The following is a 19,856-nucleotide window of genomic DNA, read 5'->3' on the forward strand; positions in this document are numbered from 1 at the left end:
CATAGCACAAAATGAACGTCTTTCCTAGGAGCGCCCACCCTGGAAAGAAGTTGTTTTATCACAATGTGTTACGGGCGCGAACACGCCCCTGTGAGCGGCTCTCGGCTCGGCAGGCACGAATCGCGCCCCGCGCCGAGCGGAATTTGTCCCCTCTCAGTCGCCCTCGCCGGGTGCTTCCGAGAAGTACTTGGTCATCTTGTCGGCCTCGCCGTCGCGCTCTTCGGCTTCCGGCAGCGGGTCTTTCTTGGTGATGATCACCGGCCAGAGTTCCGCGTACTTGCGGTTGAACTCGACCCATTTCTCCATGTCCGGCTCGGTGTCCGGGCGGATCGCGTCAGCCGGGCACTCCGGCTCGCAGACGCCGCAGTCGATGCATTCGTCGGGATGGATCACCAGCGTGTTCTCGCCCTCGTAGAAACAGTCCACCGGGCAGACTTCCACGCAATCGGTGTATTTGCAGGCGATACAATTTTCGGTGACGACGTAGGTCATTGCTGTCTCTCAAAGGCTGATAGGCGCTTAGCTAGACCAGCAAACGCGATCATTCAAGCGCCCGGCCGCGATCAAGATCGAGTTTCCTGCGGTCGCGCTTGGTGGGACGAGAATTGCCTTCGAGGCGCTGGACCGGCGGAACGTCATCCTCGGATCTGGGCTGCGGAGGATCAAGATCCTCATAGAGCTGCTGCGCCTCGGGCGCCGGGCCGCGGCGCTCGCCGAGCGCCACGACCTTGATCACACGCACCTGACGCGCCTGGCTGAAGGTCAGAACGTCCCCCGGCCCCACGTTGAACGCCGGTTTCGACACGTTGAGCCCGTTGACCCGGACCCCAGCGGAGACCGCCTTGGCCGACAGGCCCCGCGTCTTGAAGAAGCGGGCCTGCCAGAGCCATTTGTCGATGCGGAGCTTCAGAGCCGGATCAGCCACGCGCGGTGCGCCTCAGGACTTGCCCTTGTTGAAGCCCATGAGCGCCGCCGCGAAGGGGTTGTCCGGATCGATCCGGTCCTTCTTCTCGGGGCGCGACTCGAAGGTCTTGGGCCCCTTCGGAGCGCCCTTCGGTCCACCTTTGGGGCCGCCCTTGCCGCGGGGCTTGCCGCCGCCCTTGGGGCCGCCCTTGCCGCGCGCCTGGCGACCGCCTTCGCGGCCTCCGTCACGACCACCCTCGCGAGTGCCCTCACGGGCATCGTCGCGGCCACCCTGACGGCCGACGCGTGCGCCGCGGTTGCCACCCCAGGTGAAGGTGTAGAACACCTCGGTCTCGGGACCGGCCAGCGCCGCGTCCGGGGCATCGCCCGGCAGCAGCTCGGTTTCAGAGGCCTCGGGAATGTGGTCGTCGACGTCCACCGGCTCCGGCGTCTCGGCGATCGGGGCCACGCCCTCGTCGTCGATCGACTCGCTACCGGCAACAAGATCGGCGGCCTCGGGCGCTTCGGCCGGATCGGCCATCGCGGCGGGTGTCGCCTCTTCTTCCTGCGCGGCGTCGAAGACCGGCGTGTCCTCGCCCGGGACGCCCGAAGGATCGGAGGTCTCGGTCACCACCTTGTCGGCCGCGCGCACCTTGGTGCGCTCGCCTTTTTCGGCGCGGTAGCCGAGACCTTGCATCAGGTCCGAGAACTGTTCGAGCGTCATGCCGGTGATCGACAGCATGTCGGCCTTGGCCTCGAAGCCACCGCGGCTGTCCTCGCTGCGCAGCATGTCGGCGAGACGCTCGAGCATGTCGATGCGGATCGCGCGCTCACCGGCGGGGCGGTAGCCCGACAGGGTGTAATGCGCCATCGGCACTTCGCGCATGTTGGGCACGGTCACCAGACCCGGCGGCGGCGCCTCGGGGAAGCTGTCGAGATCGTTGGCCAGCGACCACAGCACCAGACGCAGGCGCGTCGGTGCGGGCTTGAGCAGCAGCGGCATGAAGATCGTATACTGACCGAAGCGCACGCCGTGCTTGCGCAGGGCGCCGCGGGCGTCCTGATCGAGCTGCTTCACCTCGTCGGCCACCTGGCCGCGCGGGATGACGCCCATCGATTCGACCAGACGGAAGGCGAAGCCGCGGGCGAGCCCGGTCAGCGCCTCGTCGTTCTGCATGTTCACCAGCGGCTCGAAGAGCGCGGCGATCTTGCGATCAATGAAATGCTGCAGGCGGCGCTCGACCTTCTGCGCCACATCCGCACCGGCCTCGTCATCGACGAAGACCGCGACGCGCGGCTTCAGAGCGTCGTCACCCTTGACCAGCTTGCCCACGGCCTGGTCGCCCCACATGAGGCCACCCTGCTCGGTGAAGTCGATCTCGGTATCGGGCGCGTTATAGAAGCGATCCGCCCGCAGGTGGAAATGCGGCGCGAGCGCCTGCAGCGACGCCGTTTTCAGCGTCTTCGCCTCCTGTCCCGTCGCGCCGGCATCCTGCCGGAAGCGGAACCCTTCGAGCCGACCGACGAATTCGCCTTCGACGGTCACTTCTCCGTTCTCGTTCACCTCGGCCAAGAGGGCCTCCTTCTGCTTCAACCGCCGCATCAGCACTGACGAGCGCCGGTCAACAAATCTTTGCGTAAGACGCGCGTGGAGCGCGTCGGACAGGGCATCTTCTACCGCGCGGGTTGCCTCGCGCCAATGGCTTTCGTCATCGACCCAACCTTTGCGTTGCGCCACGTAAGTCCAAGTGCGGATAAATGCCAGACGTTTCGACAACGCATCAATGTCCCCATCGGTTCGATCTATGCGTTTCACCTGCCGCGCCATGAAGTCTCGCGGGATTTCTCCGCGCTCGTGCAGGTGCTGGTAAATCACCTGCAAAAGCGCCGCGTGTTCATTATGGCTGATCCCGCGGAAATCGGGAATACGGCAGACGTCCCAGAGCAACTTGACCGAAGCGGGATCGGACGCGCGCGCGCGGACCTCCGCCTGCGAGTTGAGCGACTTGAGCGACATCAGGTCGTCGGCTTCGCGCGCCTTGACCAGGCTGGGGTCGTCCGGCGCCTTCTCCAGCGAGGCGATCAGCGCCTCGGGCGAACCGAAATTCAGCTGGGGATTCCGCCAGTTGAGCTTCCTGAGCGGCGTGAAGCTGTGGCTGGTGATCGCCTCGACCCAGTCCTCGGGGATCTGCCCGGCTTCGCCGGTGGTGCCGAAGGTGCCGTCGCGCATGCCCCGCCCTGCGCGGCCGGCGATCTGCGCCAGCTCGTTCGGCTGAAGCTCGCGCATCCGCCGCCCGTCGAACTTCCACAGCGCGGAAAACGCCACGTGATCGACATCGAGGTTGAGCCCCATGCCGATGGCATCGGTGGCCACGAGGTAATCGACATCGCCGTTCTGGTAGAGATCGACCTGCGCGTTGCGGGTGCGCGGGCTGAGCGCGCCCATCACCACCGCCGCCCCGCCCTTGGTGCGTCGCAAGAGCTCGGCGATGGCATAGACGTTGTCCACCGAGAAGCCGACGATGGCGCTGCGCGGCTGCATGCGGCTGATCTTCTTCGAGCCCGAGTACATCAGCTGGCTCATCCGGTCGCGGCGCATGAACTCGACACCCTTGACCAGCTGCGAGATCGGCCCGCGCATAGTGTCCGCGCCGAGGAACAGCGTCTCGTGAAGGCCGCGCATGCGCAGCAGCCGGTCGGTGAAAACATGGCCGCGCTCGGGGTCGGCGCAGAGCTGGATCTCGTCGATGGCCACGAAGTCGCAGCCCATGCCCTCGGGCATCGCCTCGACGGTGCAGATCCAGTATTGCGCGCGCGGCGGCACGATCCGCTCTTCGCCCGTCACCAGCGCCGCCACCGAGGGGCCGCGGGCGGCCACGACCTTGTCGTAGACCTCGCGCGCCAGAAGCCGCAGCGGCAGGCCGATCATTCCGGTCCTGTGCGCGAGCATCCGTTCGATGGCGTAATGGGTCTTGCCTGTGTTGGTCGGGCCGAGGACGGCCGCGATCCGAGCGCGTTGGGCCATGGGAGGGGGGCCTTGTCTTTCCTCTTCCGTCGTCTGGTCTGTGGCGGATCACCCCGCCGGAGACCAGTTCCGGTACCTCAGAGAGAAACGCCGTTCACCCGCGTTTCGAGCCGTTCGATGGCCTCGGTAACATCGCTATCGAAGGGCCGAAGTTCAACTACCCGGGAATAGGCGCGATAGGCAAGGTCAAGATCGCCCAGCTCCTCGTGGATCGCCCCCACCCCCTGCAACGCACCGAAATGGTTGGGGTTGAGCGCCAGCGTATGCTCCAGCGCATCCATCGCCGGGCCGAGCGAGTCGGTGGCGTAATAGGCCAGCGCCAGCGTGCTCCAGCCCTCGGCGAAGTCCGGCGCATGGTCGGTGAGCGCGGTGAGATGCTCGATGGCGGTCTCGAAGTCGCTCACCTCCAGCGCATCGCGGCCGCGCGTGAGGAGCAGGTCCATCGCCGGCGAGCCGGATTTCGACCACTCGTTGAAGAGATCGCGCTCGGCACGGTCGGCGATCTCGGGGCTCGAGGCCGTCGCGAGCTCGGTCAGCAGTTCCTCCGCCCGGTCCGCCACAGCCGCGCCGGGTAGGCAAAACGTGATCAGGGCCAGTGCCAGAGCCGTTCTAGATTTGAATTCGCGGATCAGGATGCTCATAGAGGGAAGTGTAGCGCAGAGCTGGCGCTTTGCCAGCACAGGAATTCGCAAGGAGTGCCCGCAACATGAGCGAAACGGTCAAGGCGGCGGTGGCCGCGCTGAACAGCAAGCTGGACGGACGGGGATTCGCCGGCGTCGCCAAGTTCGTCATCGAGGGCAAAGGCAGCCTTGTCGTCGACGAGAACGGCGCGCGGGTCGGCGATGACGCCGCGGACGTGACGCTGACCGCCGACACCGAGACCTTCCGCGCCATCATCGACGGCGAGAAGAACCCCACCACCGCCTTCATGACAGGCAAGCTCAAGGTCGATGGCGACATGGGCGCGGCGATGCGCCTGGCGGGGGTGCTGAGCTGATGCTCGAGCCGGCCCCTTTCCATACCGCGCTCGCGGATGGTCCCGAGGGGGCACGCGCCTTCTGGCTTCGCGCCGAGGACGGGCTGCGCCTGCGCATCGCCCATTACCCCGGCCCCGAGGCGGCAGGCGGCACGGTGCTGCTCTTCCCCGGGCGCACCGAATACGTCGAGAAATACGGCCGCGTGGCCCGTGACTTCGCGGCGCAAGGGTTTCACGTGCTGACCATCGACTGGCGCGGGCAGGGGCTGGCGGATCGGATGCTTGAGGACGTGCAGACCGGCCATGTGCACCTCTTCGCCGACTACCAGAAGGACGTGGCCGCTCTGCTCGATGCGGTGGATGTGCTTGGCCTGCCCCGCCCGCTGCACCTGCTGGCCCATTCCATGGGCGGCGCCATCGGCCTGCGCGCCCTGAGCCGGGGCCTGCCGGTCGCCGGCGCCGGCTTCACCGCGCCGATGTGGGGCATCCGCATGTTCGGCCCCGTGCGCACGGCCGCCTGGGCGCTGAGCTGGTCCGGCGCGCGCATGGGCATGGGGCATGTCTACGCGCCCTCGACCGGGCCGGACAGCTACCTCGCGCGCACCGCCTTCGAAGGCAACCTGCTCACCACCGACCGCGACAGCTGGGATTACATGCTGCGGCAGGTCACCGAGGTGCCCGATCTGGCGCTTGGCGGCCCGTCGCTGCGCTGGCTGCACGAGGCACTGGCGGAATGCCGGTCGCTCTCACGCCTTCCGGCGCCCGGGGTGCCTTGCCTTACCTATCTCGGCAGCAACGAGCGCGTGGTCGATCCTGCCCGTGTCCGCGTCCGCATGGCCGACTGGCCCGGCGGTCGACTCGAGGTGATCCGCGGCGGCGAGCACGAGGTGCTCATGGAGAATGCGGCGACCCGCGCGCGCATCGTAGCGCAACTGGCGGCGCACTACCGGCAGGGCGCCGAGGCCGCCCGGGCGCAGGCCAGCGCCTGAACTGGCCGCGGCCACGCCGCGCCCTATCCTTCCGCTCCATGGCGGACCCGGTTCTCAGCTTCACCGAGCGCGGCATCTACTGCCCTGCGGCGGACATCTACATCGACCCGTGGCGCCCCGTGCCGCGGGCGCTGATCACCCATGCCCATTCCGACCACGCCCGCCCCGGCCATGGCAGCTACCTCGCCACCCCGCTCACCGCCGCGATGATCCGCCACCGGCTCGGGGTCGAGGTGCAGGAGCTGTCCTTTGGCGAGCCGCTGCGCATCGGCGGCGCCACGATCAGCTTCCATCCCGCCGGCCACGTGCCCGGCTCGGCGCAGGTGCGGGTCGAGGTCGGCGGCGAGGTTTGGGTGGTTTCGGGCGATTACAAGCTGGAAGCGGACGGGCTGAGCGAGCCCTTCGAGCCGGTGCGATGTCATGCGTTCATCACCGAATGCACCTTTGGCCTTCCGGTCTTCCGCTGGCAGGCGCAGGCCGAGATCGCCGCCGAGATCAACGCTTGGTGGCGCGCCAACCGCGACGCCGGTCGCGCCTCGCTTCTGGGTGCCTACAGTCTCGGCAAGGCCCAGCGGCTGATCTCCATGCTCGACCCCGGCATCGGTGAGATCCACACCCACGGTGCGGTGGAGGGCAGCAACGCCGTGCTGCGCGCCGTCGGGGCGTTTGATCGCGAGACGATCCCCGTGACCCCGGACTTCGACCGCAAGGCGCATCCCGCGCCGATGGTCATCGCACCACCCTCGGCCTTCGGCACCTCCTGGGCCCGCAAATTCGGCCCGGCGCAGACCGGTTTCGCCTCGGGCTGGATGCGGCTGCGCGGCGTGCGGCGGCGGCGCGGGGTACAGCGCGGCTTCGTCATCTCGGATCACGCCGACTGGCCCGCGCTGCTGCGGGCGATCAAGGAAACCGGCGCTGAAAAAATATATCCAACACATGGTTACGTGGATATCTTCGCGCAATACCTACGCAGCGAAGGCTACGACGCCACCCCGGTGCCCACAGAGTTCGGCGGAGACGAGGACGCCGCGACGGAAAGTGGAGACGCCGCATGAAAGACTTCGCGCGCCTCTTCACAAGGCTCGACCAAACAACGAGAACTTCAGAGAAAGTTGCCGCTCTGACCGAGTTTTTCCGCGAGGCGCCCGAGGCTGATCGTCTCTGGGCGGTGGCGCTCTTTTCGGGGCGCCGTCCGAAGCGGGCGGTGACCGCGACGCTGCTGCGAGAATGGGCGGCGGAACGGGCCGAGATTCCGCTCTGGCTGTTCGAGGAGAGCTATCCGATCGTCGGCGACCTCGCAGAGACCATCGCGCTGATCCTGCCCCCCGCCGCGGCGCCCGAAGACCGCGATCTGAACGATTGGATCGGCGTCGTCAAAGGGCTGGCCGGGATGGAGACCGAGGCGCGCAAGGCAGCGGTGCTCGACGCCTGGGATCGTCTGGATGCGACCGAGCGTTTCCTTTTCAATAAACTGATCACCGGCGGCTTCCGCATTGGCATCAGCCGCAAGCTGATGACCCGCGCGCTGGCCGAGGCGACCGGCGTCGACGAGCCCGCCATGGCGCTGCGCCTGATGGGGAACTGGCAACCCGAGGACAGCAGCTGGGACCAGCTCACCGCCGAGGAAGACGCGACCGAGGACGAGAGCCGCCCCTACCCGTTCTGCCTTGCCTCGCCGCTCGAGGCCGAGGCCGCGAGTCTGGGTGATCCCGGCGACTGGCTGGCCGAATGGAAGTGGGATGGCATCCGCGGCCAACTCATCCTGCGCGGCGGGGTGCACCACCTCTGGTCGCGCGGCGAAGAGCTGATCACCGACCGCTTCCCCGAATTCGCCCGCACGCCGGACTTCCTTCCGCCGGGCACGGTGCTCGACGGCGAGATCCTCGCGTGGAAGGACGGCGCGCCGCTGCCCTTCGCCCAGCTGCAACCGCGCATCGGGCGCAAGACCGTGCCGAAGAAACTGCTGACCGAGGCGCCGGTGCGGATGCTCGCCTACGATCTGCTCGAGCACGAGGGCACCGACATCCGCGCCCTGCCCCTGTCCGAGCGCCGCGCGCGGCTCGACGCGATGCTCTCGGGCCTGCCGGAGGATGCCGCCGTGATGCCCTCGCCGCTTCTGACAGAGGCGGACTGGCCGGCCCTTGCCTCCCGCCGCGAAAACGCCCGTGAACACCGCTCCGAGGGGCTGATGCTGAAGCACCGGGACTCGGCCTATCAGGGCGGGCGCAGGCGCGGTGACTGGTGGAAGTGGAAGCTTGATCCGCTGAGCGTCGATGCGGTGATGATTTACGCCCAGCAGGGCCATGGACGGCGGGCCAACCTGTTCACCGACTTCACCTTCGCGGTACGCGACGGCAATGGGCTCGTGCCTTTCACCAAGGCCTACTCGGGCCTGACCGATGCCGAGTTCGACGAGATCACCCGCTGGGTCAAACGCAACACCCAGCAGCGCTTCGGACCAGTGCGGCAAGTGACGCCCGAACTGGTTTTCGAGATCGCCTTCGAGGGCATACAGCAGAGCGCGCGTCACAAGTCGGGCATCGCGCTGCGCTTTCCGCGCATGGCGCGCTGGCGACGCGACAAGCCGGTGGATGAGATCGACACGCTGGAGGGGCTCAAGGCGCTGCTCGGCGCCTATGGTTGAGGCCCGCGATCCGCCGCCCGGTTCCGCATGCAGCCCCTTGACGGGGACGGGTTCAAAAGAAAGAAACATCCATTCATTATAGGGCTGATTTGCAGCCCCCCTCGACCCGCCCGGAACAGGGGCCAATGGCCTCGGCGACCGAACACCCACCCAACGAAAGACCCCCGGTTGGAGACAAGAATGAAGTTCCGCTTCCCCATCGTGATCATCGACGAAGACTTCCGCTCCGAGAACAGCTCGGGCCTCGGCATCCGCGCGCTCGCGGAAGCGATCGAAGCCGAGGGGTTCGAAGTGCTGGGCGCCACCAGTTACGGCGACCTGTCGCAATTCGCCCAGCAGCAATCGCGCGCCAGCGCCTTCGTGCTGTCGATCGACGACGAGGAATTCTCTCCCGGCCCCGAGCTCGACCCGGCGGTGCTCAACCTGCGCAACTTCATCGAGGAAGTCCGCTGGAAGAACGACGATGTGCCGATCTACATCTACGGCGAGACCAAGACCTCGCGGCACCTGCCGAACGACATCCTGCGCGAGCTGCACGGCTTCATCCACATGTTCGAGGACACGCCGGAGTTCGTCGCCAAGCACATCATCCGCGAGGCCAAGAGCTACCTCGAGGGCATCCAGCCGCCCTTCTTCAAGGCGCTGCTCGACTATGCCGAGGACGGGTCCTACTCGTGGCACTGCCCCGGGCATTCGGGCGGGGTCGCCTTCCTGAAATCGCCCATCGGCCAGATGTACCACCAGTTCTACGGCGAGAACATGCTGCGCGCCGACGTGTGCAACGCGGTCGAGGAACTGGGCCAGCTGCTGGACCACAACGGCGCCATCGGCGAATCCGAACGCAATGCCGCGCGCATCTTCAACGCCGATCACTGCTTCTTCGTGACCAACGGCACCTCGACGTCGAACAAGATGGTCTGGCACCACAGCGTGGCGCCCGGCGACGTGGTCGTGGTGGACCGCAACTGTCACAAGTCGATCCTGCACTCGATCATCATGACCGGGGCGATCCCGGTGTTCCTCAAGCCGACGCGCAACCATTGGGGCATCATCGGCCCGATCCAGCGCAGCGAGTTCGAGATCGAGAGCATCAAGGCGAAGATCCGCAACAACCCGCTGCTCAAGGACGTGGATGCCGAGACAGTGCAGCCGCGCATCATGACGCTGACACAGTCGACCTATGACGGGGTTCTCTACAATACCGAAGAGATCAAGGGACTGCTCGACGGCTACGTCGAGAACCTGCACTTCGACGAAGCCTGGCTGCCCCATGCCGCCTTCCACCCGTTCTACGGCGCCTATCACGCAATGGGCCGCAAACGCGGGCGCACCCGCAAGTCGCTGACCTATGCAACCCAATCGGTGCACAAGCTGCTGGCGGGCATTTCGCAGGCGAGCCACGTGCTTGTGCAGGACAGCGAAGAAACCAAGCTCGACCGGCATCTCTTCAACGAAGCTTACCTGATGCACACCTCCACCAGCCCGCAGTACAGCATCATCGCCAGCTGCGACGTGGCGGCGGCGATGATGGAGCCGCCGGGCGGCACCGCGCTGGTCGAGGAGAGCATCGTCGAGGCGCTGGAATTCCGCCGCGCCATGCGCAAGGTCGACGAGGAATACGGCGCCGACGACTGGTGGTTCCAGGTCTGGGGCCCCGAGGATTTCGACCACAACAGCGACGGCATGGGCCGGACCCGCGACTGGGTGCTGAAGAAGACCGACGCCGAGGGCGTCGAGAGCAGCGGCACCGACAGCTGGCACGGCTTTGGCGACATGGCGCCGGGCTTCAACATGCTCGACCCGATCAAAGCCACGATCATCACCCCGGGCCTCGACCTCGACGGGCGTTTCGACGACTGGGGCATCCCCGCGTCGATCGTGACCAAGTATCTCGCCGAGCACGGTGTGGTGGTGGAAAAGACCGGGCTCTACAGCTTCTTCATCATGTTCACCATCGGCATCACCAAGGGCCGCTGGAACACGCTGCTGACCGCGCTGCAGCAGTTCAAGGATGATTACGCCAAGAACCAGCCGATGTGGCGCTCGATGCCGGAGTTTTGCCAAAAGCACCGCCGGTACGAGCGCATGGGGCTGAAGGACCTGTGCCAGCACGTCCACTCGCAATACGCCAAGTACGACGTGGCGCGGCTGTCGACCGAGATTTACCTCAGCGATCTCACCCCCGCGATGAACCCCGGCGAGGCCTTCTCGCACATCGCGCGCCGCACCACGCAGCGCGTGCCGATCGACGAGCTCGAAGGCCGGATCACCACCTCGCTGGTCACCCCCTACCCGCCGGGCATCCCGCTGCTCATCCCCGGCGAGGTGTTCAACAAGCGCATCGTCGACTACCTGCGCTTCAACCGCGAGTTCGCGCGGCAGTGCCCCGGCTTCGAGACCGACATCCACGGGCTCGTGCAGAAGGAGATGCCGGACGGCTCGGTGGAGTATTTCGCCGACTGCGTGGCGGAGTGAGCAAGGGTGCGCTTTGCCGAGGGGTGCCGCCCCAAGGCACCGCGCGCCTGACCCCGGGATAGTTGGACCCAGAAGAAAGGGCTTTCGCCCTTGAACCTGCGGGGGCGGCGTTCTTAGCTGTCCCCCAAGAAGAAAGAACATGGAGACACGCGATGACCCTTCGGCCCGTTTTTGATGCACATGCCGCCGCCGGCGGCAAGAACCTGGGCGACCTGCCGGAATGGGATCTGAGCGATCTCTACCCGGCGCCCGACGCGCCCGAGGTCAAGCGCGACCTCGACTGGCTCGAGGATGCCTGCGCGCGTTTCGCCGCCGACTACGAGGGCAAGCTGGGCACGCTCGACGCCGCCGGTTTTCTCGAGATGATCCGCCGCCACGAGAAGATCGAGGCCGTGGGCGGGCGCATCATGTCCTACGCCGGGCTGCGTTACTACCAGCTGACGGTGGATGCCGAGCGCGCCAAGTTCCTGTCGGACTGCCAGGAGAAGATCACCAATTACACCACGCCGCTGGTGTTCTTCACGCTCGAGCTGAACCGGCTCGACGATGATCTGCTGGATGGTCTCTTTGCCGCCGATCCCGAGCTCGGCCGCTACAAGCCCGCCTTCGACCGCATCCGCGCGATGAAGCCGCACCAGCTCTCCGACGAGATGGAGCATTTCCTGCACGATCTGGGCGTCGTCGGCGACGCCTGGGAGCGGCTGTTTGACGAGACCATCGCCGGGCTGACCTTCGAGGTCGGCGGCGAGGAGATGAGCATCGAGAGCACGCTCAACCTGCTGACCGAGCAGGACCGGTCCAAGCGCGAAGCCGCCGCCCACGAACTGGCGCGCGTGTTCGGCGAGAACATCAAGACCTTTGCCCGGGTGCACAACACCCAGGCAAAGGAAAAGGAAGTGATGGATCGCTGGCGCAAAATGCCCTCGGCACAGCACGCACGGCACCTCGCCAACGACGTCGAGCCCGAGGTGGTGGAGGCGCTGCGCAACGCCGTGGTCAATGCCTACCCGCGCCTGTCGCACCGCTACTACGAACTCAAGCGCAAGTGGCTGGGGCTCGAGCGCATGCAGGTCTGGGACCGCAACGCGCCGCTGCCGATGGAGAGCGACCGCATTGTCGGCTGGGACGAGGCCGAGAAGACCGTGATGGAGGCCTATGCCGGTTTCGATCCGCGCATGGCCGAGATTGCCGAGCCCTTCTTCAACAAGGGCTGGATCGACGCCGCCGCCAAGCCCGGAAAGGCCCCCGGCGCCTTTGCCCATCCCACGGTCACCGACGCCCACCCCTACGTGCTGCTCAACTACCTCGGCAAGCCACGCGACGTGATGACCTTGGCGCATGAGCTGGGCCACGGCGTGCACCAGGTGCTGGCGGCCGGCCAAGGCGAGATGCTCGCCTCGACGCCGCTGACGCTGGCCGAGACCGCCTCGGTCTTCGGCGAGATGCTGACCTTCCGCGCCATGCTGGCCAAGGCGAAGGATCAGAAGGAACGCAAGGTCATGCTCGCCGGCAAGGTCGAGGACATGATCAACACCGTGGTGCGGCAGATCGCCTTCTACGACTTCGAGTGCAAGCTGCACGAGGCGCGGCGCGGCGGCGAGCTCACCCCCGAGGACATCAACGTGCTGTGGATGTCGGTGCAGGCGCAGAGCCTTGGCGAGGCCTTCGACTTCATGCCGGGCTACGAGACCTTCTGGGCCTATATCCCGCATTTCGTGCACTCGCCCTTCTATGTCTATGCCTACGCCTTCGGCGACGGGCTGGTGAACGCGCTTTACGCAGAATACGAGCAGAACCCCGAAGGCTTCCAGGACAAGTACTTCGACATGCTCAAAGCCGGCGGCTCGAAGCACCACAAGGCGCTGCTCGAGCCCTTCGGGCTCGATGCCACCGACCCGAAGTTCTGGGACAAGGGTCTGTCGATGATCGAGGGCTTCATCGACGAGCTCGAGGCGATGGAAGACTGACACCAAGACTGCGCTCTGGGGCGGGCCTCGCGGGGCCCGCCCCCTGTTCCAACGGCATTTTCAACATATCATTCCCGAGGCCCGAGAAGGATCCGCCTCATGCTCCCGCCCGACAAACAGCCCCCACAGCCGCGCGTAAAGCGCACGATCAAGGCGCGGATGCAGCGCTTCCTCGTGCACGTGCGTCGGCGCGTGCCGCCAGGCCTGCGCCTTGTGCTGGGGCTGCTGCTGATCTGCGGCGGGATCCTCGGCTTTCTGCCGATCCTGGGTTTCTGGATGATCCCGCTCGGCTTCGCCGTGGCGATGCTGGATGTGATGCCGCTTTACCGGCGCGGGCTCGAGCGCGGCAAGAGCCTGCGGCGGCGCGAGACCCCGGACCGCACCCCTGCAGAGCGCGACGACGACGATCTCACTTGAGTTGGCTGTCCTTGGAGCCGCGCCGGTTGATGCCTCCGCGCGCCTGAACGGCCCCGTCGCGCTCCTGCTGGCAGTCGATACAGAGCTTCACGCCCGGGATGGCCATGCGGCGCTTCTCGGGGATCGGCTCGTCGCATTCGGCGCAATGTGTCAGGCTCTCGCCCATGGGGCGCCTACGCGCCTGCATGCGCGCCAGCTCGTCCTTGATGCTGTCCTCGATCTGATCCTGCACCGCTCCGTCGCGGCTCCAGCCTCCGGCCATGGCGTCACCTCCTGCTGAGCCTTGAAGATAGGGTCGACAGACCCGCCCGCCAAGCGCATTTCGCGCCCTGCAATTTTGCACAGGCGGGTGAACGTCCAAGGGCGCCCCGCGACATTGACTTCACGGTAGCGAGACTATCTGTGAACGCAAAGGAGACCTTCCATGCGCATCCTCCCCCTTCTTGCGGTTCTCGCCACCGCTGCCCTGCCCGCCCTCGCCCTGCCCGGAAAGGCCTCGGAGGCTACGGTTTTCGACTCCATCGACGGCGGCACGCTCGATCTGGAAAGCTGGCGCGGCGGCCCGGTTCTTGTGGTCAACACCGCCTCGCGCTGCGGCTTCGCACCGCAGTTCGACGGGCTGCAGACGCTTTACGAACGTTACCGCGACCGCGGATTGGTGGTGCTGGCGGTGCCGTCGAACGATTTCAGGCAGGAGCTGGGGAGCGAAGCCGAGGTGAAGGACTATTGCGAGATCAACTTCGATCTCGACATGCCGATGACCACGATCACCCATGTGACCGGGGACGGCGCGCATCCGTTCTACCGGGAACTGGCCGAGGCGAAGAACTTCGCCCCGTCCTGGAATTTCAACAAGGTGCTGATCGGCCCGAACGGCGAATTCGTCGCCGGCTGGGGCAGCACAACGCTGCCCCTCTCCGATCCGATCGTCTCGGAAATCGAGCCGCTGCTCAATTAACCTTCGATGCCCTCGGCATCGGCGGTGAGCAGCGCATAGATCTCATCCTTCAGCGCGGCGCGCTTCTTGCGCAGGTCGGCCTCGGCGAGCCCCTCCATCGGGGTCAGCCCGCTCTCGGCCCCGTGCACCTCGCGGTTCACCTCATAGTAACGCTCTGCGAGCGTGGCAAAATGGCCGCCCTGCTGCTTGAGCTCGGAGATGCGCGCGGCAAATTGCGGGAATTCCTCGGCGAGGGAATGCGGAACATGGGACATGGGCTGAGCCTCCTTCACGTGTCTTGGCCCTGTCTTCGCACGCGCCGCGCGGCCGCTCCTTGATGCGGATCAACATGCCCCGAGGTCATGCCGCGGTGCTCACTGCCGCGCCTTGCGCCACCCGGCCTTGCGCGCCTCTGCCTCGGAGCAGAACCAGCGTTCGCCCTTGGTCACATCGATGCGCGTGGCCGCGTAGTATTTCTGGCCAGGCACGTGGAAGATGCGCTCGCCCTTTGATGAGACGTTGCCTTTGATCACGCAGCCGCGCGGTGCCGCGGCCACGGCAGCGGAATTCGCGGCGTTGCGGGTCTCGGCGCGGTACTCGGCGGGGCGCCGCACCTCGGAGCCATGCACTCCGACGCCGCGCACCACGGCGCGTTTCTCGTCGAGGTCGTAGTCCAGAGAATACGCGCGATAGGCAAAGGCCAGCCCCTCGGAAACCAGCTCGCGGCCCACGTCCTCGCCCTCGACCGAGCAGCGCGCCACGGCGCGCCCGTAGCGGTCCGTGTCGAGCCGGGCGCAACTGGCGCGGCGACCCTCGTAGCGGGCGCGGACCTCGGACGTCACCCAGGCGCCGCAGGCCCAAGTCGGCTTGGCTCCGCCGCCGCAGGTCTGCCCCTGTTCCGGGGCATCGACGCCGAAGAGTCGCACGCGCACGTCGCCGATGTCGAAGGTGTCGCCGTCAATCACGCGGATGCGACCGGTGATCTCCGGCTGTGCCGCCGCCACCGGGGCGGCGACGAGGCTCACCCAGGATGACGCAAGGGAAACAATTATGAATAAAACGCTCACGAAGCGTGAACAAAGCCTGATCATCAGGCCAATTTCTACGCATCACGGGAGGAGGGCAAGGCTGCGCGCTTAATCTTCCTTAAGGCGTGCGCCGCCTGCCACGGTCCCTCTCGGCTCAGGCGTCGAGCGTGCCCAGCAGGTGGTTCTGCGGCAGGCGAGAGACCTCCATGCCCCGCTCGGTGCGGCGCAGCTGGTAGCCGTAGCCCTTCATGCGAAAGCGCCATTCGGCGTCGGAGAGCGCCTTGCCGCGCTCCGCCAGAAGGAAGGCCCGGACGTCGTCGAGGTTTTCGGTCAATTGGTTGTTGGCAAACATGGTCACATACTCGGCTGAACTGTTTCACTTGGGGAAACCTTCACGCGGGAATAAGGCCGAAATGCGATGGCCCTGGGGATTTTTCATGTTTTGGAAACGGACTGTTTCAGCGGATTGGGCGCCACCCCACCCGCTCAGAACTTCGTATCGGGACCCGAGGGCGTCACCCGACGCTTCAGCATCGCCTCGCGCAGGGTGATGAAGAGCACCGAGCCGATGATCACCAGCCCGCCGCCGACCACGAAGGGATCGACGGGCTCGGCGAAGAACAGCGCCCCGATGGCCACCGACCAGACCAGCTGCAGGAAGGTGATTGGCTGGGTCACCGTCACCGGCGCGCTGGCGAAGGCGAGCACCATGGCGTAATGCCCCGCCGTGGCAAAGGTGGCGGTGGCCATGAGGATGACGAGATCGCCCCAGCTTGGCCAGACCCAGACCGCAAGCGCGAAGGGGAAAAGCCCCAGCGTCACCGAGATCGACAAGAGCGCCAGTGCGATGGCCGGCGAGAGTTCGTCGGTGATGATCTTGGCGATGAGATAGGAAACGGCGAACATGAGCGACGTCCCGAGCATGGCGAAATGCCCCGGATCAAGCTCGCGGAACCCCGGCCGAAGGATCAGCAGCGCCCCTCCGAGGGCCGCGACGATGGCGAGGATGCGGCGCATTGCCAGCCGCTCGCCCAGCACGAAGACCGCCAGAACTGTCACGTAGATCGGCGTGAGATAGTTCATCGCCGTGACCTCGGCGAGCGGGATGCGAGCCATGGCGAAGAACCAGCAGATCACCCCAAGCGTCTGCGCGCCACCGCGCAGCGCCGAGAGCCGCCACTGGCGCGGGGTCATCCGCAGTTCGCGCAGCGCCTTCCACATGGGGATCAGGAAGACCAGTCCGAGGAGGTAGCGCAGAAAGGCCGACTCCGCTGCCGGCACCCGGCCGTGCAGCAGCTTGACCGTGACCGTGACGCCGACGAAGCAAAGCCCCGTGACGACCATGAAAAGGATGCCCCGGACCGGGTTCGCTTGCGTGGTGTTCATAGGGGCTTTGGTAGCGCGCCCTGCGCCGGGCGCAAGGGTCCGCGCTCAGCCGATCAGCAGTTTCGCCGCGATGAGCCACATGGTCAGCCCGATCCCCAGGTCGAGCACGCGCCAGGCTACAGGCCGTGCAAAGACCGGCGCCAGCAGTCGCGCGCCGAAGCCGAGCGCAAAGAAAAAGCACAGGGACGCGCTCACGGCGCCGAGCCCGAAGTGCAGCCGGCTCTCATACTGGGACGACACCGCCCCCAGCAGCATCACCGTGTCGAGATAGACATGGGGATTGAGCCAGGTCAGCGCGAGGCAGGTGAGCAGTGCGCGCCGAAGGCTGCCATTGCCCGGGTCGCGCTCGGCCCGCAGCGCCGCGCCACCGCGCCAGGCGGCAAGCAGGGTGCGCGCGCCGTACCACATCAGGAAGGCGGCGCCGAGCCAGCGCATCACGGTCTCGAGCCCCGGCAGCTGGCTTGCCAGCAGTCCGAAGCCCGCGACGCCCGCGGCGATCAGCACCGCATCCGACAGCGCGCAGACCAGCACCACCGCCAGCACATGCTCGCGCCGCAGCCCCTGCCGCAGCACGAACGCATTCTGCGCCCCGATCGCCACGATCAGCGAAAGTCCCAAGGCAAAGCCAGCGGCGGCTGCCTGCATGGTGCGGTCTCCATCTTCGTTGTCCGGAGGCCGGGCTATCACGCAGGGCCGATCAAAGGCTAGTTAAAGAAATTGACCCTGATTAAGATACGCTAATGCAATATGACCCCTCTCAACTGGCCGCTCTGGAAGCGGTGCTGCGGCTCGGCAGCTTCGATGCCGCCGCGCGCGCGCTTTCGGTGACGCCCTCGGCGATCTCGCAGCGCATCAAGGCGCTCGAGGATCGCGCCGGGGCGGCGCTGGTGATCCGCGCCACCCCCTGCACCGCCACCCCCGCCGGAGCGCGGCTGGCGCGCCATGCTTCGGAGGTGGCGTTGCTCGAGGCTGCGCTGGCACGCGATCTCGGCCAGCACGCAGCGCAGGCGCGGCTGCGGCTGGCGGTCAACGCCGACAGCCTAGGCACCTGGTTCCTGCCCGCGCTGGTCGGGCGCGACATGCTCTTCGACATCGTGGTGGATGATCAGGCCTTCTCGGCCGACTGGCTGCGGCGGGGCGAGGTCTCGGCGGCGATTTGCGACCATGCCCGCCCGGTGCAGGGCTGCGACGCGGTTCCACTGGGGCGGATGCGCTATGTTGCGACCTGCGCGCCCGATTTCCGGGACCGGTATTTTTCCAAAGGGGTCACGGCCGAGACCCTTTCGCGTGCGCCGCTGCTGCAGTTCGACGGCAAGGACGCGCTGCAGCATCACTGGCTCCGCCGGGTCACCGGGCAGGCGCTGCTGCCGCCCACGCACCGCCTGCCCTCGACCCAGGGCTTCGTCGAGGCGGCGCGGCTGGGGATCGGCTGGGGGCTGAACCCGGAGTTCCTTGCGGCACCGCTGCTCGCCTCGGGCGCGCTGGTTGCCATGCGCCCGGACGCGCCCGAGGACATCTTCCTGACCTGGCAGGTCAACCGGCTGGTGGCCGCGGCGCTGGCGCCGTTGACACGCGCCGTTCGGGCGCAGGCGCGTCAGTCCCTGTTGGCGCCCTGACCGTTCTCGACCTCGCGCAGGCCAGCGGCGATGACCCCGCCAACCAGGCTCAGCGCAGCGAAACCCGCCAGCGCCGCCACCGGGCCGACAATGGCCAGCGCCCCGCCAAGCGCGCCGGTCACCAGCAGCAGCCCGCCGATGAGCGTATTGGCGAGCGCAGCATAGCTCGCTCGCCCCTCCTCGGGAGCCATGTCGACAAGGTATGTCGAGCGGCCCTGCCTGACCCCCTGCCAGGAGATCAGCAGCGCGAAGAGCAGCAGCGGTGTGACCCAGATCGGCCCCGTCCAGCCGAGCAGTGCCGCCACCACCGCCAGCGCCATGGCGCCAGCCCCGGCGAAGCCCGAGAGCATCAGAACGCGGCGCGACGAGCGGTCCGCCATCCGGCCCCACACCCAGCTCGACACGAAGCCGGCCAGCGCCGAGGCCAGGACCATGGCGCCAAGCTTCTGCAATGCGCCGCCGCCGTCGTCGAGCAGCACGAGATAGGGCGGTGCCAGCGAGGTCACGGTCAGCGCCCCCCGGCAGGCGATGAAGCGGCGGAACTGCGGGTCTTCGCGCAGCGGTGAGAGGTCGATGGCAGCGGCCGTCTCATCGGGGTCGCTGTCCTTTTCCTCCAGAGTCGCGAAGAGCGCCGCAGCTCCGAGCCAGAGCGCCGCAGCAAGGCCGATCGCCGCGGCGACGGGCGGCACGTCCTGGACCGCGCCCGACAGGAGCAGCAGCGCAAAGACCAGAACCCCCGCCGAGGCGACCGAGCCCGCCGTGCCGGTGATCGAGCCGCGGCGAGTCTTCGAGACGGTCTTGCCAAGCACGTCCTTGTAGCTGACCGAAGCGGCGGCGCGGGACAGCGCAAGCACCGCCAGCAGTGCGCAGAGCGCGAGCCCCGCCGCCATGCCCTGCAACGTCAGCGCAACGACGACCATGCCCGCTGCCGCGAGCCCCTGCCCGATCGAGCCCGCCACCCAGATCCACTTGCGCTGGCGGCTACGCCGGACCACGCCCGCCAGCAGGAGCTGCGGCAGAAGCGCCCCCGCCTCGCGGATCGGGACGAGCAGGCCGGAGACGGCGGCAGGCGCGCCGAGCGCCTGCGCCAGCCAGGTGAGCACCAGTTTCGGATTCAGAAGGCCGTCGGCGAGCTTGGTCATCGACAGCGATCCGACGTGGCGCAGCCCGTTGCGGGCCTCGGACCTTGGCGCGCCGTCGGTGCCTTCGGTCAATGTGTCGTAGATCTGCGTCTCGTCGATATGGGTCATGCGCCTGCCGCTGCTCTTCCGCCGGGGGGTCCGGCAGGGAAACGCCGCGGCGTGGCAGCAGGTTCCCGCGCCGGTCTCGGAACGCGCGCAAGCTCGGCGGAAGAAGCCAAAACACCGGTCCTTTCGAGGGGTCTCCGGGGCTCTTTCGGTGATTTCGATCAACCGGCGCGTCGGTTCGGGCACGTTGCGGAGCGGAAGGAATGAGGGCACGCATAGTCCTCACAGACATGGCATTCACTTTGC

At 66.9% G+C, this 19,856-nt stretch carries 20 protein-coding genes; 9 read left to right on the forward strand and 11 right to left on the reverse strand.

Translation table 11 applies throughout. The annotated features are described in order from the left end of the window. Window positions 1-153: 153 nt before the first annotated feature. From fdxA to G0Q01_RS19355, 4 genes are all read right to left on the reverse strand, one after another. Window positions 154-492, reverse strand: coding sequence for a ferredoxin FdxA (gene fdxA, locus G0Q01_RS19340; protein WP_092430094.1), 339 nt, complete (start codon window positions 490-492; stop codon window positions 154-156). A gap of 49 nt (window positions 493-541) precedes the next feature. After that, on the reverse strand, window positions 542-925 hold the full coding sequence (locus G0Q01_RS19345; protein WP_108965080.1) for an RNA-binding S4 domain-containing protein: 384 nt from the start codon (window positions 923-925) through the stop codon (window positions 542-544). 12 nt (window positions 926-937) lie between these two features. Next, window positions 938-3,928: a helicase-related protein gene (locus tag G0Q01_RS19350; RefSeq protein ID WP_164213741.1), complete on the reverse strand. Its 2,991-nt coding sequence runs from the start codon at window positions 3,926-3,928 to the stop codon at window positions 938-940. 77 nt (window positions 3,929-4,005) lie between these two features. After that, complete coding sequence (locus tag G0Q01_RS19355) at window positions 4,006-4,569, reverse strand: hypothetical protein (RefSeq protein ID WP_164191755.1); 564 nt, start codon at window positions 4,567-4,569, stop codon at window positions 4,006-4,008. Window positions 4,570-4,634: 65 nt separating this feature from the next. Here G0Q01_RS19355 and G0Q01_RS19360 point away from each other — a divergent pair, with 65 nt between their 5' ends. From G0Q01_RS19360 to G0Q01_RS26910, 7 genes are all read left to right on the forward strand, one after another. Continuing rightward, a complete protein-coding gene (locus tag G0Q01_RS19360; RefSeq protein ID WP_108965077.1) occupies window positions 4,635-4,925 on the forward strand; it encodes an SCP2 sterol-binding domain-containing protein in 291 nt (96 codons plus the stop codon). Continuing rightward, window positions 4,925-5,893 carry an alpha/beta fold hydrolase gene (locus G0Q01_RS19365; RefSeq protein WP_164191758.1) on the forward strand — a complete coding sequence of 323 codons (969 nt, stop codon included), beginning with the start codon at window positions 4,925-4,927 and terminating at the stop codon, window positions 5,891-5,893. Before G0Q01_RS19360 ends, G0Q01_RS19365 begins: the two co-directional genes overlap by 1 nt. Before the next feature lie 38 nt (window positions 5,894-5,931). Then, window positions 5,932-6,948 carry a ligase-associated DNA damage response exonuclease gene (locus G0Q01_RS19370; RefSeq protein ID WP_164191761.1) on the forward strand — a complete coding sequence of 339 codons (1,017 nt, stop codon included), beginning with the start codon at window positions 5,932-5,934 and terminating at the stop codon, window positions 6,946-6,948. Further along, entirely contained in the window at window positions 6,945-8,537 is a 1,593-nt protein-coding gene (locus tag G0Q01_RS19375; RefSeq protein WP_164191766.1) for an ATP-dependent DNA ligase, read from the forward strand. The genes G0Q01_RS19370 and G0Q01_RS19375 overlap by 4 nt, the downstream gene beginning before the upstream one ends. Before the next feature lie 180 nt (window positions 8,538-8,717). Next, a complete protein-coding gene (locus G0Q01_RS19380; RefSeq protein ID WP_164191771.1) occupies window positions 8,718-11,012 on the forward strand; it encodes an arginine/lysine/ornithine decarboxylase in 2,295 nt (764 codons plus the stop codon). Window positions 11,013-11,164: 152 nt separating this feature from the next. Next, complete coding sequence (locus G0Q01_RS19385; RefSeq protein WP_164191774.1) at window positions 11,165-12,979, forward strand: M3 family oligoendopeptidase; 1,815 nt, start codon at window positions 11,165-11,167, stop codon at window positions 12,977-12,979. Window positions 12,980-13,078: 99 nt separating this feature from the next. Continuing rightward, on the forward strand, window positions 13,079-13,396 hold the full coding sequence (locus G0Q01_RS26910) for a hypothetical protein (protein ID WP_164191555.1): 318 nt from the start codon (window positions 13,079-13,081) through the stop codon (window positions 13,394-13,396). On the opposite strand, the gene G0Q01_RS19395 is transcribed toward G0Q01_RS26910, so the two are convergent. Then, window positions 13,389-13,658 (reverse strand): DksA/TraR family C4-type zinc finger protein, encoded by a 270-nt coding sequence (locus G0Q01_RS19395; RefSeq protein ID WP_164191778.1) that lies wholly within the window; start codon window positions 13,656-13,658, stop codon window positions 13,389-13,391. The two genes, G0Q01_RS26910 and G0Q01_RS19395, sit on opposite strands and share 8 nt — an antisense overlap. Before the next feature lie 162 nt (window positions 13,659-13,820). Here G0Q01_RS19395 and G0Q01_RS19400 point away from each other — a divergent pair, with 162 nt between their 5' ends. Continuing rightward, window positions 13,821-14,354 carry a glutathione peroxidase gene (locus tag G0Q01_RS19400; RefSeq protein WP_164191781.1) on the forward strand — a complete coding sequence of 178 codons (534 nt, stop codon included), beginning with the start codon at window positions 13,821-13,823 and terminating at the stop codon, window positions 14,352-14,354. Here G0Q01_RS19400 and G0Q01_RS19405 read toward each other — a convergent pair. The 5 genes from G0Q01_RS19405 to G0Q01_RS19425 all read right to left on the reverse strand — a co-directional run bounded on the left by G0Q01_RS19405 (window position 14,351) and on the right by G0Q01_RS19425 (window position 17,392). Then, the gene (locus G0Q01_RS19405; protein WP_108965068.1) at window positions 14,351-14,608 is read right to left on the reverse strand and encodes a YdcH family protein; all 258 of its coding nucleotides are present in this window, start codon (window positions 14,606-14,608) and stop codon (window positions 14,351-14,353) included. The genes G0Q01_RS19400 and G0Q01_RS19405 overlap by 4 nt on opposite strands. 99 nt (window positions 14,609-14,707) lie before the next feature. Further along, the gene (locus G0Q01_RS19410) at window positions 14,708-15,424 is read right to left on the reverse strand and encodes a thermonuclease family protein (protein ID WP_164191785.1); all 717 of its coding nucleotides are present in this window, start codon (window positions 15,422-15,424) and stop codon (window positions 14,708-14,710) included. Between the two features lie 91 nt (window positions 15,425-15,515). Continuing rightward, window positions 15,516-15,713 (reverse strand): hypothetical protein, encoded by a 198-nt coding sequence (locus tag G0Q01_RS19415; protein WP_108965066.1) that lies wholly within the window; start codon window positions 15,711-15,713, stop codon window positions 15,516-15,518. A 134-nt stretch (window positions 15,714-15,847) separates the two neighbouring features. Then, entirely contained in the window at window positions 15,848-16,747 is a 900-nt protein-coding gene (locus tag G0Q01_RS19420; RefSeq protein ID WP_235940274.1) for a DMT family transporter, read from the reverse strand. A 45-nt stretch (window positions 16,748-16,792) separates the two neighbouring features. Further along, on the reverse strand, window positions 16,793-17,392 hold the full coding sequence (locus tag G0Q01_RS19425) for a LysE/ArgO family amino acid transporter (protein ID WP_164191791.1): 600 nt from the start codon (window positions 17,390-17,392) through the stop codon (window positions 16,793-16,795). Between the two features lie 95 nt (window positions 17,393-17,487). Here G0Q01_RS19425 and G0Q01_RS19430 point away from each other — a divergent pair, with 95 nt between their 5' ends. Beyond that, window positions 17,488-18,363 carry a LysR family transcriptional regulator ArgP gene (locus tag G0Q01_RS19430; protein WP_164191794.1) on the forward strand — a complete coding sequence of 292 codons (876 nt, stop codon included), beginning with the start codon at window positions 17,488-17,490 and terminating at the stop codon, window positions 18,361-18,363. On the opposite strand, the gene G0Q01_RS19435 is transcribed toward G0Q01_RS19430, so the two are convergent. Then, window positions 18,342-19,613: an MFS transporter gene (locus tag G0Q01_RS19435; protein ID WP_164191797.1), complete on the reverse strand. Its 1,272-nt coding sequence runs from the start codon at window positions 19,611-19,613 to the stop codon at window positions 18,342-18,344. The two genes, G0Q01_RS19430 and G0Q01_RS19435, sit on opposite strands and share 22 nt — an antisense overlap. Window positions 19,614-19,856: the final 243 nt, after the last annotated feature.

The organism is Salipiger sp. PrR007 (assembly GCF_010499845.1).
In the GTDB taxonomy this organism is placed as follows: Bacteria; Pseudomonadota; Alphaproteobacteria; order Rhodobacterales; family Rhodobacteraceae; genus Salipiger; species Salipiger pacificus_A.